This is a genomic window from Trabulsiella guamensis ATCC 49490 (genome assembly GCF_000734965.1).
Classification (GTDB): domain Bacteria; phylum Pseudomonadota; class Gammaproteobacteria; order Enterobacterales; family Enterobacteriaceae; genus Trabulsiella; species Trabulsiella guamensis.
Genome location: NZ_JMTB01000121.1, coordinates 73060 through 90659 on the forward strand (window position 1 = coordinate 73060; position 17600 = coordinate 90659).

General features: G+C 56.2%; 14 protein-coding genes and 1 pseudogene. 3 read left to right on the forward strand and 12 right to left on the reverse strand.

Annotated elements, in window-relative coordinates; genetic code table 11:
• Positions 1-31: 31 nt before the first annotated feature.
• Both GTGU_RS21850 and GTGU_RS21855 read right to left on the reverse strand, forming a co-directional pair.
• Complete coding sequence (locus GTGU_RS21850) at positions 32-583, reverse strand: fimbrial protein (protein WP_038162579.1); 552 nt, start codon at positions 581-583, stop codon at positions 32-34.
• A 75-nt stretch (positions 584-658) separates the two neighbouring features.
• A complete protein-coding gene (locus tag GTGU_RS21855; protein WP_038162582.1) occupies positions 659-1192 on the reverse strand; it encodes a fimbrial protein in 534 nt (177 codons plus the stop codon).
• A 425-nt stretch (positions 1193-1617) separates the two neighbouring features.
• On the opposite strand from GTGU_RS21855, the gene GTGU_RS21860 reads away from it, so the two are divergent.
• On the forward strand, positions 1618-2739 hold the full coding sequence (locus GTGU_RS21860) for a ribosomal protein uL16 3-hydroxylase (RefSeq protein WP_038162585.1): 1122 nt from the start codon (positions 1618-1620) through the stop codon (positions 2737-2739).
• 43 nt (positions 2740-2782) lie between these two features.
• On the opposite strand, the gene GTGU_RS21865 is transcribed toward GTGU_RS21860, so the two are convergent.
• The 5 genes and pseudogenes from GTGU_RS21865 to GTGU_RS21885 all read right to left on the reverse strand — a co-directional run bounded on the left by GTGU_RS21865 (position 2783) and on the right by GTGU_RS21885 (position 6754).
• Positions 2783-3169, reverse strand: coding sequence for a VOC family protein (locus tag GTGU_RS21865; protein WP_038162588.1), 387 nt, complete (start codon positions 3167-3169; stop codon positions 2783-2785).
• A 20-nt stretch (positions 3170-3189) separates the two neighbouring features.
• Positions 3190-4017: pseudogene (locus GTGU_RS21870) on the reverse strand (class I SAM-dependent methyltransferase); the annotation flags it as partial.
• A 41-nt stretch (positions 4018-4058) separates the two neighbouring features.
• Positions 4059-4769, reverse strand: coding sequence for an SAM-dependent methyltransferase (locus GTGU_RS21875; protein WP_038162593.1), 711 nt, complete (start codon positions 4767-4769; stop codon positions 4059-4061).
• Between the two features lie 10 nt (positions 4770-4779).
• Positions 4780-5037: a YjhX family toxin gene (locus GTGU_RS21880; protein ID WP_038162597.1), complete on the reverse strand. Its 258-nt coding sequence runs from the start codon at positions 5035-5037 to the stop codon at positions 4780-4782.
• Between the two features lie 265 nt (positions 5038-5302).
• The gene (locus tag GTGU_RS21885) at positions 5303-6754 is read right to left on the reverse strand and encodes a nucleobase:cation symporter-2 family protein (RefSeq protein ID WP_038162601.1); all 1452 of its coding nucleotides are present in this window, start codon (positions 6752-6754) and stop codon (positions 5303-5305) included.
• Positions 6755-7171: 417 nt separating this feature from the next.
• On the opposite strand from GTGU_RS21885, the gene ygfT reads away from it, so the two are divergent.
• Complete coding sequence (ygfT, locus tag GTGU_RS21890) at positions 7172-9109, forward strand: formate-dependent uric acid utilization protein YgfT (RefSeq protein WP_038162603.1); 1938 nt, start codon at positions 7172-7174, stop codon at positions 9107-9109.
• The gene (locus GTGU_RS21895) at positions 9106-9585 is read left to right on the forward strand and encodes a 4Fe-4S dicluster domain-containing protein (protein WP_038162606.1); all 480 of its coding nucleotides are present in this window, start codon (positions 9106-9108) and stop codon (positions 9583-9585) included. The genes ygfT and GTGU_RS21895 overlap by 4 nt, the downstream gene beginning before the upstream one ends.
• A 34-nt stretch (positions 9586-9619) precedes the next feature.
• Here the strand turns inward: GTGU_RS21895 and GTGU_RS21900 are convergent, their stop codons facing one another.
• The 5 genes from GTGU_RS21900 to ygfM all read right to left on the reverse strand — a co-directional run bounded on the left by GTGU_RS21900 (position 9620) and on the right by ygfM (position 17564).
• The gene (locus tag GTGU_RS21900; protein ID WP_038162608.1) at positions 9620-10987 is read right to left on the reverse strand and encodes an NCS2 family permease; all 1368 of its coding nucleotides are present in this window, start codon (positions 10985-10987) and stop codon (positions 9620-9622) included.
• Positions 10988-11018: 31 nt separating this feature from the next.
• Complete coding sequence (guaD, locus tag GTGU_RS21905) at positions 11019-12335, reverse strand: guanine deaminase (protein ID WP_038162611.1); 1317 nt, start codon at positions 12333-12335, stop codon at positions 11019-11021.
• A 14-nt stretch (positions 12336-12349) separates the two neighbouring features.
• Positions 12350-13744 carry a nucleobase:cation symporter-2 family protein gene (locus GTGU_RS21910; protein ID WP_038162615.1) on the reverse strand — a complete coding sequence of 465 codons (1395 nt, stop codon included), beginning with the start codon at positions 13742-13744 and terminating at the stop codon, positions 12350-12352.
• 173 nt (positions 13745-13917) lie between these two features.
• Positions 13918-16788 carry a molybdopterin-dependent oxidoreductase Mo/Fe-S-binding subunit gene (locus GTGU_RS21915; RefSeq protein ID WP_038162619.1) on the reverse strand — a complete coding sequence of 957 codons (2871 nt, stop codon included), beginning with the start codon at positions 16786-16788 and terminating at the stop codon, positions 13918-13920.
• Positions 16785-17564, reverse strand: a complete 780-nt coding sequence (gene ygfM / locus GTGU_RS21920) for a molybdopterin-dependent oxidoreductase FAD-binding subunit (protein WP_038162622.1) — start codon at positions 17562-17564, stop codon at positions 16785-16787. The genes GTGU_RS21915 and ygfM overlap by 4 nt, the downstream gene beginning before the upstream one ends.
• Positions 17565-17600 lie beyond the last annotated feature (36 nt).

A 17600-nucleotide genomic window follows, 5' to 3' on the forward strand; every position in this document is an offset into this window, starting at 1 on the left:
CGTCCCGTCCTGGAATTATTAATTTTATTTATTAGTTGTAATCCATAAAAACCTGGGCAACAGCATAGAACTCGCCAGCTTTAATATTTTGCTCCTGGACCGGAACCAGTGATGCAGTAAATTGCAAGGTATTATCATCGTCACTGAGTTCATATCCCATTGAGGGTTTACCGATCGTTAATATTTCGCTGTGTCGGCCATGCAGACGAATACCAAAACCATCTGCCTCGCCGCTAATTAATAGCGTGGTGGGATCGGAGTTCAGGGCTTCACCCATGAATGTCACGGTGGCATAGGGAAAAAGCGTGCTGCCATTTTCTCTTTTCACTGTCCTGCAACCCGCAAGCTGGATAAGAAAAGGACGCGTGATACTCACTTCTTTACTCTGGTTGATATGACCGGCGGAGATCTCGCCGAATTCCACCAGAACGTCATGATATGAGGGGGCAAACGCGCAGGCCGCTTCGATGATTTCACCGCTCATCGCTAATGTACCCGGCGTCACGGTTGCGGCGACAGTATCAGGCGACGCCAGCAGCGCACATGAAAAAACGGGCAAAAAGAGTGCCTTGCTTATCGTCATTCTGTCCCTCCCTGACGCGGTCATCATGCTTAATAAAGTGCGGGAAAGGCTCCCGCACTCTGGCTTTCTGAAGGATTATTGATAATCGATCTGGAAGTTAATGGTGGACTGGAACGTACCCGCCATCACGGTTGCCGTTGCACTTTCCGCTTTCACGTAAGCCACGAACGGAATGGTGTTGGTACCATTAACCAGCTGTACAGCAGTGGTTGGCTGGCTCCAGGTAACATCCTGGCTGGCACTGTCACGCAGACCGATACCGGCACCAGACGCGGTGCCGGAAGTGAAGGCTGCCAGCGTGCCATCAACCGGGTTGAGGCTGGTCGGGGTGTAAGAAACGATAGCGCTTTGCGCCACAGTGGTATCACAGTGTTGCAGTTCGATATTTTGATGAACGTTGCCAGCGCGCGCGCCATTAGCCAGAGCTGAAACAGGAATCTGGCCGAAATCAACGACGACCGGGCTTGAGTTTGGTGCCAGACCACAAGCGGTATTAACCAGTTCACCCTGGAATTCAATCATACCGTTCGTTGTATCAGCTGCGAGAACTGACATAGAACCCAGAGCAGCAGAGAAAGCAACAGCCATAGCGACTTTATTCATATTCATAACAATATCCTGTTTGTACAAATTTCCTGAGAAATAAAGAGTCATAACTTCGCGATCATTAATTCGCTCTGTTGTTAAAAACTCTTGGTGGTGTTTCAGCAAAGTTCATTTAATAATTAAAAGAGTGAATCATTCACTATTTAATTATTTATCCTCCGTTGAACTGATTCGGATGCTAACAAATCAAAAATTGCCTTCAAAGCACTACATTCCATGTGGGGATATATACGCATTTATAACTCGCAGATAATTTTGGACGAGATTTATATCTCGCAAATCGGTGCGATTAATCTTAAAGATATTGTTACGGTCGATATTTTTCGAAAAACTGAGTGATCAGGTAAACCGTTCCTTGACTAATGACAAAGCGGTATCGCGGCGGCTCTCTCTATAATCCCCCGTCTTCTTCTTACGGGTATTCATCAATGGCGTATCAACTGAATCTGAACTGGCCGGAATTTTTAGAAAAGTACTGGCAAAAACAACCTGTTGTGCTGAAAAATGCCTTTCCGGGTTTTGTCGATCCGATCACGCCAGATGAGCTGGCCGGTCTGGCGATGGAGCCGGAAGTCGACAGCCGTCTGGTCAGTCATTTCGACGGTAAATGGCAGGCCAGTAATGGTCCTTTTGAACATTTTGACGGCCTGGGTGAAACCGGCTGGTCGCTGCTGGCGCAGGCTGTAAATCACTGGCATGCACCGTCCGCTGAACTGGTGCGTCCGTTCCGTGTGCTGCCGGACTGGCGTCTGGATGATCTTATGATCTCCTTCTCCGTGCCGGGTGGTGGTGTCGGGCCACACATTGATCAGTACGATGTGTTTATCATTCAGGGGATGGGCAGCCGTCGCTGGCGCGTGGGGGACAAACTGCCGATGCGTCAGTTCTGCCCGCATCCGGCGCTGCTGCATGTTGATCCGTTCACGCCGATCATCGATGAAGATCTCGAGCCGGGCGATATCCTTTATATTCCACCTGGCTTCCCGCATGATGGCTTCACCCATGAAACCGCGCTGAACTATTCAGTGGGTTTTCGCGGGCCAAATGGCCGCGATCTGATCAGCAGTTTTGCCGATTACGCGCTGGAAAACGATCTTGGCGGCGAGCACTACTGCGATCCCGATTTAACCTGCCGCGAACATCCGGGACGGGTGGAAGAGTACGAACTTGACCGTCTGCGCGACATGATGATCGACATGATCAACCAGCGTGAAGATTTCATTCAGTGGTTTGGCCGCTTTGCCACCACGCCGCGTCACGAACTGGATATCGCACCGGCGGAACCACCGTATGCGCCGGAGGAGATCTACGATGCGCTGATGGGCGGTGAAACGCTGGTGCGCCTGAGCGGGCTGCGGGTGCTGCACATTGGCGACAGTTTCTTCATCAACAGCGAGCGCCTCGAAACGGTTGACGCCACGGCGGCGGATGCGCTGTGCCGTTACACCATGATCGGCCAGAACGAACTGGGCGATGCGCTGCAAAACCCGGCGTTCGTGGCTGAACTGACCGAACTGGTGAATCAGGGTTACTGGTTCTTCGACGAATAAGTTTTACCGTTGGCACGGCGTCTGACGGCGCCGTGCCGGTCGGTTACTCCCCAACAATTTCAATCAGATTGCCATCCGGATCAGTCAACACGGCTTCGTAATACCCGTCGCCGGTGACTCGTGGCGGACTTTTCAGGATCCCCTGCTGACGCGCGCGATCGGCGAGCGCATCCACACTGGCTTTGCTGCCCACATTCAGCGCGACGTGCGCCCAGCCGGTCATTGTGTTATTGGCCGGGGCATCAGCCAGCGTCGGGAGCGTCATCAGCTCAATGGTTGGGCCTTCATCGAGGGTGATGAAATACGATTCAAAGCCGGGATTGTTACGGCTCTGATATTTCGCATTCGCCGTGCCGCCAAAAAAGGTTTGCCAGAACGTGGCCTGCGCCTCGAGATTGCGGGTCCATAGCGCAACGTGGGCAATTTTCATTGTTTGTCTCCTGTCATAACCGCCATAAGGGCGAACAATTTACCCTCAAAGGTATCACTGACCGGCCATTCGTCGCCTGCGATTTTACTGATATTGCTGAAGCCGCAGTCCGCCAGCAACTGCTGATACTGTTCGTCATGCCATGCTCTCGTCTGGCTACTGAATCGTGTGACAACGCCATTATCCTCAAGCACCCAGAAGAGCGTCGTGCTGATCTGCGCGGCCTCATCCCACTGGTTTTCCGTGAGCAACACATGCGGGCGATCCACAAACAACCCGACCGGGCACGGCTGCCAGCTCCGCTCCGCCTCGCCCTGGCGTTTCACTTCTGCAAACGTATGAACTTCGATCAGCAGCTTTCCGCCGGGTTTGAGCCACGACGCACAACGGCGGAGCAGGGCGAGGGTGTCTTCAGCGCTGAACACGTTGATTTCGCCGAAGGTCATCATGATCAGATCGAATGACTGCGCCGGGGCAAAATGCCGGACATCCTGCTGATGATAGTCGATGTCGAGGCCGTGCTGGTGGGCCTGCTGCCGTGCCCAGTGGATCGCTGCGGGCGAAAAATCGACGCCGGTACAGGGATAACCCCGCTGTGCCAGACGCAGGGTATACAGACCCGGGCCGCAGCCGAGATCCAGAATCTGCCCGCCATCCGGAAGCTGGCGGGCAATCCATGCCACCTGCTGTTCAATCACCGGTAACTTGCGGCTTGCCCAGTCATGATCTTGTGACAAATGGTTATCCAGCATGCGCTGGCTGAAAGCGGCATCATCCCACGGAATTTTGCCCTCGCCAGGAGCGAGCGGTGTGGGACGCCGGATAAAAATGATATCGCTGATATCCATATATTCTCCCTGAAAACCCCGCCTCCCGACGGGGTACTGATTTACTTATCTGTCCATCCGGTCATGCGGGTGAAGTTAAAATAGCGACCGGCTTCCACGGCCATCATCGCCCGATCACGGATGGCGTAGGGGTGATTACAATCGAGCCACGATTGCCAGGCCGCGCCGTTTACCTCGCTCTCAGTGCAGAGATCCATCCTGAGAAACGCGCTTTGCTGCCATAACTGCCGCCACCAGTCGACGGTGAAAAAGTTCATGCCCGACTGCCAGTACGGCGTCATCTCAGGTGGAACGCCGTCGTTAAAGGGTGCTTTCAGGCCCGGCACGACCACCGCCACGCGCGCGCCGGGTTTGAGAAATGGCACGAGGTGATTATCGAAAAACGACGAGCTGGCGCCGAAATAATGCCAGGCGTCGATGCTGATCAGCGCGTCAAAGTGATCTTCCGGAAAAGGGCGATCACGTGGCAGGTCATTAACATCCTGATGTAACGCCGTGATCTGCTGCTCAAGCCCGAACTGTGCGAAACGCTGCCGGTTGTCTTCGGCGGCAATCCACAAATCCATCGCCACGATCTCCACACCGTAACGCCGGGCGAGGTGAATCGACGTCAGACCGGTACCGCAGGCGAGATCGAGCACCCGCATACCGGGTTTCAGGTTAAGCGAACCGGCGACTTCGTCAGCCAGCATCAGGGCGTTCGGCCCCATCATGTTGTCATTGATAAATTCGTGAGAAATCATCGTGTTCATTTCACGCTCCTTAGCGGTTATCCAGCTGAGAACGCACGTGGTTCAGGCCTGTGGTATTGATGCGATAAGGCTGTCCGTTGACGGAACGGATCAGTTTTTTGGTTCTGAGTTTTTTGAAAACAGCAAGCGTGCAGTCGCTGAGCAGCAACCCTTCGCGGGAATAGCACTCAACGGCAGTAACGCGGCCGGATGCGTCGCGGGTATGGACGATACGTCCGCCCTTAGCGAGAACGTGCAGGGTACGTTGTTCCTGACGGGAAATGTTCATGCTGAGAAATACCTGTAATCATCATGTGCAAAAACGAGCCAACACCCGCAGGTGTTCGCGTAAGGTTTAAGCGCAGCGATAACCAGTCCGGCCCAGGCGGGTCGGGAAGCTGATTATCTGATGGTTACAATCTCCAGCATCAAAGCCTCAGAATGAGATGAAAAGATATTTACTGGCTGAATGATACCATGACTTTTCACGCGGTCATTATTTGCTGTCAGAAATGTGATCTGCTGACGGCGTGGGAGCCGCCAGCAGCGTAGAGTTACTCCTCCTGCTGGCTTTTTTTCACTTTCCGCATCAGCAGCCACATGCGCACGGTGCGCGGTGCACGGTGGGACGCGTTCGGTTTTTCAGGCACCAGCCCGGTGTTGTGTTTATGGTAGCCATTGAAAAACAGGTTCAGCAGCACGGCGCTGATCGTCGCCAGCATGATCCCGCTGTGCAGCAGCGGCTGCAGCTCTGACGGGAATTTAGAGAAGAAATTCTGCGACAAGGTTGGCGTCATACCCACCCCGAGGCTGATGGCGACAATGTACAGGTTATAACGGTTGGTGGTGTAGTTGATCCTCGCCAGAATGCGGATCCCCGTAGCCAGCACCATTCCGAACATCACCAGTCCCGCGCCGCCCAGCACAAATTGCGGAATGGACGCGACCAGCACGCCCATTTTAGGCACCATGCCGAACGTAATCAGAATCACGCCAGAAGCGATGCATACCCAGCGACTGTACACCCGGGTGACGCTGACCAGCCCGATGTTCTGCGAAAACGAGGTGTGCGGGAAGCTGTTAAAGATGCCGCCGATAATACTACCGACCCCGTCCACTCGCAGACCGCGGATAATGTCCTGCGGGGTCAGCTTGCGTCCGACGATCTCGCCAAGCGCCAGAAACATCCCCATGGATTCAATAAACACGATGATCATTACCGCGGTCATGGTGAGGATCGATACCGGGTCAAAGACTGGCGTACCGAGCGCCAGTGGTGTGACGATGGCAAACCATTTGGCGTCATGCAGACCGGTGAGATTCACTTCGTTCATCAGCATCGACAGCACGAAGCCAAAGACGATCCCCAGCAGCACCGCGACGTTGGACATAAAGCCTTTGGCAAAACGCGTCACCAGCAAAATAAACAGCAGCACGGCAAACGAAATGCCGAGGTAAACCGGGTTGCCATATTCCGGGTTGCCTTTGCCGCCCGCAGCCCAGTCGATCCCCACCTGGATAATGCTGAGGCCAATGGAGGTGATCACCACGCCGGTCACTAACGGCGGAAAAAGCGGTATCAACCGACCAATGAGCGGGGCGAGCAGGGTTGTGATACATCCCGCGGCAATGGTGGCGCCGAAAATCCCCATCAGGCCAATGTCGGGGTTAATTCCGATGGCCAGCATCGGCGTGACCGCCGCGAAGGTCACAGACATGATCACCGGCAGCCGGATCCCCATAAAACGACCAACGCCGACACACTGCAACAGCGTGACGATGCCGCAGCAGAAGAGATCGGAACTGATCAGCAGCGCAATCGTCTCTTTACTCAATCCAAGCCTGTCGCCAATCATTAACGGAACGGCGACGGCACCTGCGTACATAACCAGAACATGTTGCAACCCCAGAATGATCAACTTCCCTGGTGACAAAATACGATCCACCTCATCAGTTGCGTTGGGGCTGCCAGAGACCGATGGTGGCTGAGAATCAATGGCGCTCATAACTAAATCTCCTTGTTATCCAGCAGCGCGATCCTGAGAGATCGGCTGAGCAGAGTGCGAAATAGTGGCAATACAAATCCGGGAGAAAGCATGCTTAGGGAGTGCCAGTTTTTTGTTCAACGGCGGGAAAGTCATTGAAATGCGGCGACTATCACAGAAAAGCACTGTCGCTCATCGAAAGGGGTCCATGGGGTAGCGGAGGAGAGGGTTACCTTTTCTCAAATTGAGAGAAAATTAATCATTCTGACTCGCCCGGTGATTCACTTGCGAAACATTGCCCTTGCCGCGTGGCTGAGCTTTTGTGCGTAATGTTGAGGTGCATCGCAAAATCGGCGCAGGGTTTATGCCCCGCGCAAAACGCGTCTGAATATTGCATTGCGTTCCCTGTTGATATCAAAAACAAGAAAAGGGACACGAATGAATAAGTTTATTGTTGCCGATGCGGCAGAGTGCATCGGTTGTCATGTTTGTGAAGTGGCCTGCGTCACATCGCATCTTCAGGATAGCTGGCCGCTGACGCGCCATGAGTTTACCCCCCGCATCCATGTTGTCTCACAACAGACAGCGAGCAATACCACCACCTGTCGGCACTGCAACGATGCGCCCTGCGTCACCTCCTGTCCGACCGACGCACTGCGCGTTGAAAACCATAGCGTCCAGCTCGATAGAGCGAAATGCATTGGCTGTAAAAACTGCGCGATTGCCTGCCCGTTCGGCGCTATCGAAATGGTTGCGGAAAAGGGCAATGCGTCGCTGGCGCAGAAATGCGATCTCTGCCAACAGCACCCGTCCGGGCAACAGCAATGTGTCGCGACCTGCCCAACGCAGGCGCTGCGTTTGATGGACGAAGACGGGCTGAAGAAACTGCAACGTGAAAGGCAACGGCGTGCGGCGCAGGGGCAAAATACGTCATGGTCACCTGCGGCGAACAGCCGGGAATTCCTGAAAAAGCCGCCACGTAAAGGGGCGGAAAAAATAGCGGCGGAATTGCGCAAAACCCATTTTGCGGAGATCTACCGTGGGCTGGATTGCGCTGAGGCGAGCTACGAAAGTTCACGCTGCCTCTATTGCTCACAAAAAGCGTGGTGCAACTGGACCTGTCCGTTGCATAACCACATCCCGGATTTTATCCGCCTGGCAAAGGACGGAAAAATCATTGAGGCTGCCGAACTGTGTCACCAGAGCAGTTCACTGCCGGAGATTTGTGGTCGGGTATGCCCGCAGGACCGGCTCTGCGAAGGTGCCTGTACGCTCAAAAATCATCACGGTTCCGTGACTGTCGGCAACCTGGAGCGTTATATCACTGATACAGCGCTGACCATGGGCTGGCGACCGGATATGAGCGCCGTATCGCCGCGCGCTGAACGGGTGGCGGTGATTGGCGCCGGGCCTGCGGGGCTGGGTTGCGCTGATATTCTCGCCCGCGCAGGCGTACAGGTGGATGTCTTTGACCGACACCCGGAAATCGGTGGTTTGCTGACTTTCGGCATTCCGCCTTTCAAGCTTGATAAGTCCGTATTGAGCCAGCGGCGCGAGATTTTCAGTGACATGGGGATCCGCTTCCATCTCAACCATGAGGTTGGGCGTGACGTGTCCTTCAGTGATTTGCTGACGGATTACGACGCCGTCTTCCTCGGTGTTGGCACGTATGGGTTGATGACGGCCGGGCTTGACGGTGAAGACGCCACCGGCGTGATTCAGGCGCTGCCCTATCTTATCGCCAGCACCCGCGAGGTGATGGGGCTGGAAGAGAGCGAAGAATACCCATTGCCCCAAATTAGCGGCAAGCGGGTCGTGGTGCTGGGCGGCGGCGATACCGCGATGGATTGCCTGCGCACCTCCGTTCGTCGCGGTGCAGCCAGCGTTACCTGCGCCTATCGCCGCGATGAACTGAGCATGCCTGGTTCGAAAAAAGAGGTGGTGAACGCCCGTGAAGAGGGAGTCGAATTCCTCTTTAACGTTCAGCCGAAATACATCAGCCGTAACCAGAAAGGGCATGTGACCGCCATCGGGCTTATCCGCACCGAAATGGGCGAACCGGGGCCTGACGGGCGGCGGCGTCCGCGTCCGGTAGCGGGTTCCGGGTTTGAACTGCCTGCTGACGTGCTGATTATGGCGTTCGGGTTTCAGGCGCACGAAATGCCGTGGTTACAGGGGCATGGCGTTGAGCTGGATCGCTGGGGGCAGATCATCACCGGCGGTAAAGGCCGGACGAGTACGCAAACCACTCACGCCAGAATCTATGCCGGTGGCGACGCGGTGCATGGCGCGGATCTTGTCGTGACCGCGATGGCCGCAGGCCGACAGGCTGCCCGGGAGATGCTGGCGAGTTTTCGCCTGAAGGAGGCTGTATGACCCGTTTTATCATTGCCAGCGCCGACGACTGCATCGGCTGCCGTACCTGTGAGCTGGCCTGTGCGCTGGAGCATGAGCCGGGTGTCACGGAACTGTTGCCGCGGCTGAAAGTCATGCGTCTGAGTCAGATCAGCGTCCCGGTGATGTGTCACCAGTGTGAGAACGCGCCGTGTGTGGCAGCGTGCCCAGTGGCAGCGCTGACGTTGGGCGAGGCGTCCATCGAAGCGGATGATTCGCGCTGCATTGGTTGTCAGAGCTGCGCGGTGGCCTGCCCGTTCGGGGCGATCACCATCGTGACGTCTGAAAACCGTCATCCACGGATCGTAAAGTGTGATGTGTGCGGTCACCGTGACGCCGGGCCTGCCTGCGTGGAAGTTTGCCCGACGAGCGCGTTGCGTATCATGACGGATGACGCGTTAGCGGCGCAGCAAAAGCAGCAGTTAGTGAAGCATGCCAGCCTGTTGAACCGGCTGTAACGTGAGAGGCCCGGCGTTGCCGCCGGGCAGTTTGTCAGATGGCCCAGCCACCCGCGTAGAAGACAACCAGCACCACCGCGATAGCGATCGTACCGATATTCAGTTTCTGCCATTTCCGCGCAAACACGCGCCCGACCACCAGTGTCACAAATCCAAGCATGATGCCGGTTACGATGTTACAGGTCAGCACGATAAACACTGCGCACACCAGGCCTGACATCGCATCAATAAAGTCGCCAAAGTCGAGCTTCGAAACGTTGCTCAGCATCAGCAACCCGACGTACATCAGCGCAGGTGCGGTGGCGTAACCGGGGATCAGGTACGAGAGCGGTGACAGGAAAAGTACTAACAGGAACAGCACACCGACCACCACCGCAGTGAGACCGGTTTTGCCCCCCGCAGCAGTTCCCGCCGCAGATTCGATATACACCGCCGCCGGGGCCGCACCGACCAGCCCGGAGAAGATAGAGCTGACCGAGTCGCTGGTCAGCGCTTTGCCACCATTGATGATCTGGTTGTTCTCATCCAGCAGATTTGCCTGCCCGGCGACGGCGCGGATGGTGCCCGTAGCGTCAAAGACGGCGGTCATCACCAGCGCCAGCACGCTCGGCAGCACATACGGCTTCAGCGCGCCCATAATATCGAGGGTGAAGATCAGCGAATTGCCCTTGTCATCAGTCAACGACGGCATCGCAATCAGTCCGTGGTATTTCACCGCCGGATCAAAAATCAGACCGATGATCGAAATACCGATGATCGTCAGCAGGATCCCGCCGGGAATTTTGCTTTTCTCCAGACCAAAGATCATCGCTAAGCCCAGCAGAGTCATCATCACCGGAAAGGAAGTGAAGGCACCCAGCGCAACCGGCATGCCATCAAGCGGGTTTTTGATCACCAGCCCGACGCCGCTGGCGGCAATCAGCAACAGGAACAGCCCGATGCCGATCCCGGTGCCGTGGGCGATCCCCATCGGCAAATTACGCAGGATCCATGAGCGCACGCCAGTGACAGAGATGGCGGTAAAAATTACCCCCATCAGAAAGACCGCGCCAAGCGCCACAGGAATGGAGATTTGCTGGCCCAGCACCAGGCTGAACGCGGTAAAGGCGGTCAGTGAAATAGCGCAACCGATCGCCATTGGCAGGTTTGCCCACAGCCCCATCAGTAATGAGCCAAACCCCGCCACCAGGCAGGTGGCGACAAACACCGCGCCGGGTGAAAACCCGGCTTTGCCCAGCATTCCGGGAACCACAATCACCGAGTAAACCATCGCCAGGAAGGTGGTCAGGCCCGCCAGGATCTCCTGACGTACCGAACTACCGCGTGCGGAAATTTTAAAATATGCATCCAGGCCGCCGCGCGGGTTGGCGGCGCCGGGAGTGCGTAGTGAATCGTCTGCCATAGTGGTATCCCCTGCAGAAAGTGATTTTTTATCAGGTACGTTCATAAACCAGACGGCCATCGACATACGTGCGATAAATCGAGCGATCGTCGCCCAGGGTAATCATGACGAACAGCTTGTCGATGAGGGACGCCGAGTTGTCGTAGCGCAGCTGCTGAAGCGGCGTTGCGGTCGGCTCCAGCACGACAAAATCGGCCTCTTTGCCTGGATGGAAATTGCCAATACAGTCATCGAGACCCAGCGAGCGGGCCCCGCCCAGCGTCGCCAGATAAAACGCTTCATAGGCTGACAACCGACATCCCTGAAGCTGCATGACTTTGTAGGCTTCGTTCAGCGTTTGCAGCATGTTGAAGGTGGTGCCTGCGCCGATATCGGTCCCGACGCCCACGGCGACGTTCTTGTGCCAGGCTTTTTGCAGATTGAACAATCCGCTACCGAGATACAGGTTAGAGGTCGGGCAGAACGCGATGGCTGAATGCGTATGGCTCAGGCAATCCCACTCTTTCTCTTCCAGATGCACGCAGTGGGCGAACACGGATCTTTTTCCCGTCAGCCCGTAGTGGTGGTAAACATCCAGGTAGCCATCCCGCTCCGGGAACAGTTCTTTGACCCAGGCGATCTCTTCCACGTTTTCACTGAGATGCGTATGCACCCAGGTATCGGGAAATTCTTCGCGCAGTTTCCGGGCCATGGCTAATTGTTCTGGCGTAGAAGTAGGAGCGAAGCGCGGCGTAATGGCGTAGAGCAAACGGCCATTTTTGTGCCAGCGTTCAATCAGTGCTTTGCTTTGTTGATAGCTTGATTCGGCGTCATCCAGCAGATATTCCGGTGCGTTGCGGTCCATCATCACCTTACCGGCAATAAGTCGCATATTGATGTGGCTGGCCGCCTCAAACAGCGCATCCACTGACTGCGGGTGCACAGTGCCAAACACCAGCGCCGTGGTGGTGCCGTTGCGCAGCAGTTGCTTGAGGAAAAACGCAGACATTTCCCGGGCGTAGTCGAGATCGGCATAGCGCTGTTCCGTCGGGAATGTATGTTTGCTCAGCCATTCCAGCAATTGCTCGCCGTAAGCCCCGACCATTTCACATTGCGGATAATGGATGTGCGTATCGACGAAACCCGGCACAATCAGCTTACCGCGATAGTCACGAATGCGAACGCTGGCGGGCACGCGGGATTTTCCGTCCTGCCACTCGCCAAACCATTCTACTTTTCCGTTACGAACCAGTAGTAAGCCATCCTCAATAAACCGCAGTGCGGATTCGATCTCTTCGGGATGTTCCACCGCACGGGTGACATCAAGAAACGCGCCGCGAATGGCTTTAATGGTGTGTTCTCCTGACATACATAATTCCTTAGTTATTCCAGTTCATTGATGCTGGTGGTGGCGTTTTTTTGCTCATCTCGTCTGAGCGGGATGAGCAGGTTGAGCGCAATCGCCGTCAGCCCTCCGGCACAGATGGGATTTTCAACCAGCACGTAAAGTGACGGGGGCAGCACCTGGAAGATGGCGGGATCGTAAGAGACGCCAAGACCCAGGCCTAACGAAGTGGCGACAATCAGCGTTTCCCGGCGCCGCAGCCCGTTGGAGATGATGATGCGGATCCCGGCGATGGCGATCATTGAGAACATCAGCGTCATGGCACCGCCAAGTACCGGTGACGGAATGGTCGTGAAGAATCGCCCGATCCCAGGGAATAAGCCGAGCACGATCAGCATGATGGCGATAAAGCGTCCGACGTAGCGCGATGCGACGCCGGTCATCTGGATTACCCCGTTGTTCTGCGCAAAGGTGGTAAGCGGCAGGGAGCCGAGTGCGGAGGCAATGACCGAAACCAGTCCATCTGCCAGTACGCCACCTTTCAGGCGCGATTCATACTCTTCGCCTTTGATCGGCCGCTGTGACACCATCGCGGTAGCGGTGATATCGCCGACGGCTTCCAGCACGCTCAGCAAATAGATGGTGCCGACCACCAGGAAGTGATGAAAATTAAAGGAAAAGCCATACTTGAACGGCTGTGGCACGGTAATGATCGGCAGATTGCGCAGGCTGCTGAAATCCACCATCCCGAGGAAAAACGAGACCACATAGCCCACCAGTAAACCGATGGCGATCCCGCTCATGCGAAGTAACGGACTGCGCATGCAGTTGAACCCAATGACCACCAGCAGAACCAGCAGACCGACGCCAATATTCTGATAGTTGCCAAACGTGCCGCTGCTTTTTGCCGCAAACCCGCCGCCAAAATCAATGATGCCGACTTTGATCAGGCTCAGGCCGATCATCAGCACCACGATGCCGCTAACGGTAGGTGTAATGACACGGCGGAGGTAGGGGAGAATAAACGACGAGCCGACCACCAGAAACGCCCCGACGAATGAGACACCCAGCAGGGAAGACATGATTAACTCTTCATGTAATCCGTCGCTTTTCATGCTGCTACCGAGCGCAATCATCACGGTCACGAAGGAAAAATTGACCGACTGGATCGACAGCAATCCGGAGCCGATGCAGCCGTAGCGATGGACCTGCAACCAGGTGCCAACACCAGAGGCAATCATCGCCATTGATACCAGATAAGCGGTGGTATCGGTCGAGAGTTGTAATGCGGTACCGACAATAAGCGCCGGGGTGACCATAGGCACAAAGATGGCGAGCAAATGAGTGATTGCGCCAATCAGGCTCTGGTTTACGGGCGGCTTCTCTTCCAGCTGATAAATAAGATCTGAATCAGTTCGGGTAATATCAGACATCCCTTTACTCCTTCCTGGTAAATTTGATTATCTGATTCAACTGATAACTATCTGCTAGCCAGTAACAGCGTCATACCGAGGGCAGACAGCCCTGTGAATTCATGTCATGTTGTCTTGTCATCAGCCGTGGGCTGACGGTGATTGTGTTGGGGCCGCAGCGCGGCCCCGCGTGGTTACAGTTTTCCAAGTGCGGTGAGTATTTTCTCCGGTGTGAAATGCCATTCGCGCAACCACACGCCACAGGCGTCATGGATGGCGGTTGCAATTGAAGGCGCAGCGCCGTTAACGCCGATTTCAGAGATAGACTTGGCGCCAAACGGGCCGACCTTGTCATCGCTCGGTACCAGCACAGCACGGAAATCGCGCGGTATATCGCCGATTTTCGGTGCGCCGTAGCTGCGCAGATCGCGGGTAATCGGGTGGCCTTCGTCGTCGTAGAGGATCTCTTCTGACAGACTGTGACCGATGGCGCGCAGGGAGGCGCCGTAGATTTGCCCCAGCGCCAGGTCCGGGTTGACCGGCGTCCCGCAGTCGAGCAGGGCATAGAACTTCTCCAGGCGGATCTCGCCGCTACGCATGTTTATCGCCACTTCTGCGAAGTTAGCGCCATACGGGAAGGCGAAATCTGGCGTGATGTAGCAGGCCGACGCCACCAGCGAGCCAAAGCCAGTGCCGGTTTCGCCTTTATGGGCGATCTCGGCAAAACTGACTTCGCCGCGTTGACCGCGTACGATACCCGGTGCCACCAGCACAACATCTTCCAGCGGTTCGCCGATCATCTGTGCGCCGTGGAACAGAATTTTCTCGCGCAGATTTTCTGCCGCCATCCGCGCCGCGTTGCCAGAGAAACAGGTGCCTGACGAGGCGTACGCGCCTTTATCAAACAGCCCGTGGTCGGTATCGCCGGAGATGACATGTACGTCCGCCAGTGGGCAGTGCAACACTTCCGCCGACAGTTTGGCGACCACGGTATCCAGCCCGGTGCCGATATCCGCCCCGCCGGAATGGACGATAAAGGTGCCATCCGATTCCAGCTTGATCATGCAGTTGGCCTGATCGATATCCGGGATCCCCGATTTCTGCATGATGATCGCGACGCCGCGACCAATGCGCCAGTCGCCGTCGTGCGGTTTCGGGGAATCCCATTGGATCAACTCACGCCCCTGACGGAGGATCTCCTCCAGTGCGCAACTGGCGGCGGTAGGCACCGACGTCGGCGCTTTACCTTCTCCGATCGCACCGAGGATCTTCAGCGGCTGACCTTCATGCACGCGGTTACGCTCGATGATCTCCAGTTGATCGATATTCAGTTGTTCGGCCAGCTCTGCCAGCGCCATGGTGATGGCAAAGTTACCTTTTGGCGCGCCATAGCCCTGGTATGCGCCTGCCGGGCACATGTTGCTGTAGTAGGTAGTGACCTGGAAATCCACGTTGTCGCAGGGATACAGTGGCAGCGACAACGCCGGGCCATTGGACGGCACGGTAAGCGAGTGGTTGCCAAACGGCCCCGTATTGGCGCGGAAATCCATGCTGATCGCGGTCAGACGACCATCTTTTTTGGCACCCAGTTTGACCGTCACTTTCGCCACGTGGCGCGAGGTGTTGGCAATAAACTCCTCTTCACGGGTATAGCGGAAATAGACCGGACGCCCGGTCACGCAGGTAGCCCAGGCGCAGACCTCTTCCAGCAGAATGTCCTGTTTCGAGCCAAAGCCGCCGCCGACACGCTCTTTAATCACATGAACTTTGTTCTGCTTCATGCCTACTATGCGCGCCACCTGACGGCGGACGTGCCATGGCACTTGTGTGGACGCGTGGATCACCAGCCGATCGCCATCCATGCGGGTGAAGCAAATATGCGGTTCGGTCGGGCATTGTTGCGCCTGTGTGGAACGGTAGGTGCGCTCAATAATCACGTCTGCATCCGCAAAGCCACGTTCCATATCACCGATGTGGCCATGCAGGCTGGCGGCGATATTTTTGCGCGGGCGGGAGCCGATCGGGAAGTTGATGATCATATGCTCGCCGCGCTGTGCCGCATGGCGGTTGTCCTCTTCCAGCGTATCAGGAGCGCCCGCCACGTAAATAACCGGTTCGTCATGCACTACTGGGGCATCTTCTGCCATCGCTTCATCAATGGTCATCACCGGTTTCAGCAGCTCGTATTCCACCTCGATAAGCTTCAGCGCGGCGAGGGCAATTTCTTCACTTTCCGCTACCACAGCGGCGATACGGTCTCCGACATGGCGCAGCTTTTTACTGAACATGCGTCTGTCGAGCGGTGACGGCTCTGGCGCGCTTTGCCCGCCAGGGGTGTAGTAAATATCCGGGCAGTTCAGGTGCGTAATGACATGAACAACGCCGGGCAGGGCCTCGGCTTTACTGACGTCGAGACGGGTAATGATGGCGTGCGGATGCGGGCTGCGCAGCATTTTAATCACGCAGGCGTCCGGGGTGATTCGGTCTTCAACGTAGCAGGGTTTCGCCTGTACCATTTTGGCGGCGTCGGATTTTGGATGCACTTTGCCGATCAGGGCCAAATCCTCGCGGAACGTCGGCGCATAGCTGGCGGCGAGCTGCGGGTTTTCCTTACGCGCCACGGCCAGTTCGATGACCTGATAAAACTGCTGATAGCCCGCATCGCGGCTGAACAGGCCGGAAAGCGCATCGTCAATCTCTTCGCGGGTCGGGTCGGCGATCCTCTCCAGCAGATCGGTGATGATCAGCGCCGCTGCAGGATCGTTGAAGCCGGACTGCACCACGCCCACATCGACCATCGCCTGTTGCACCAGACTCAGCTGATTCCAGCTTCCCAGTGACTCAGCGGTGAGTACCGTCGCGCGATCCAGTTGTGCAGCGATCAGCAGTGAGGCATTGACGATGCGGCCGTTAAACAGGATGGCATCGGAACCGGCGAAACCAAACCCGTCGTCGCTGTTGCGCACCGAGTGCATACCGAGCGAGAACAACAGGCGCTGGACGTTTTCCCCAGGCGCCACTTTCAGCTCTCGTGCGCCGCCATTCAGAGTGAAATGAATGATCATGCTAATTCTTCTCCCATCTGCTGGCAGTCGGCGTAGAGATCCGCCACGACAACACCAGCGATATAGCGTTTGTAGGCGACGCTGCCGCGAATGTCCTCTCGCGGGAATACCGCGGCGCGAACGGCCATTTCCAGGGCTTCACCTTCCAGTTGCTGTGCTTCGACGTCACGCAATCGGAGCGGGATATCGGCAACGCCATCCAGCGCGATACGCGTTTCGCCATCGTCGGTAAGCGCTACGGCCGCCGTAAGAACGGAAAGGCCGGCATGTGAACGGCTGATTCTGCGGGTCGCGCAGGGGCGGAACGGATCGTGAATGACGATTTCCGTTAACAACTGGTCGTCGCGCGAAGCAAGCCAGGCTTCCAGCGGCAAAGTTTCGCCATTGGCGAAAACCAGTAAGGCATCCAGCGCCAGCAGAACCGGCAACAGCACAGATTCCTCCTGCCGCGCGGCGATCTCACCGCCGAGGGTCGACTGATTCCGCAGATGGCGGGAGTCGATGAATCCCAGCGCGTCGTGCAGGGCGTCAGGAATAAAATGCAGCTCTCGCAGCGTCTGGAGCCGGGTCATGAGACCAATACGCAGGCAGCCGTTGTCCCAGTCAGCCCAGTCGAGTGACAGGTCTTCGAGGGAGATCGCAATACGTTTGTCCGTGCGGCCCGGCGTTGCGTTGAGCTTGCTTCCACCGGCAAACCAGACGGCCTGCTCTTTGTAGTGGCGTTTCAACTCCAGTGCCTGTTCGATGGAGTCTGGTCGGAAAAATTGCTCTAACATGATTCATCCTCTTCGGCTCCTCCCCGCTGCGGGCGG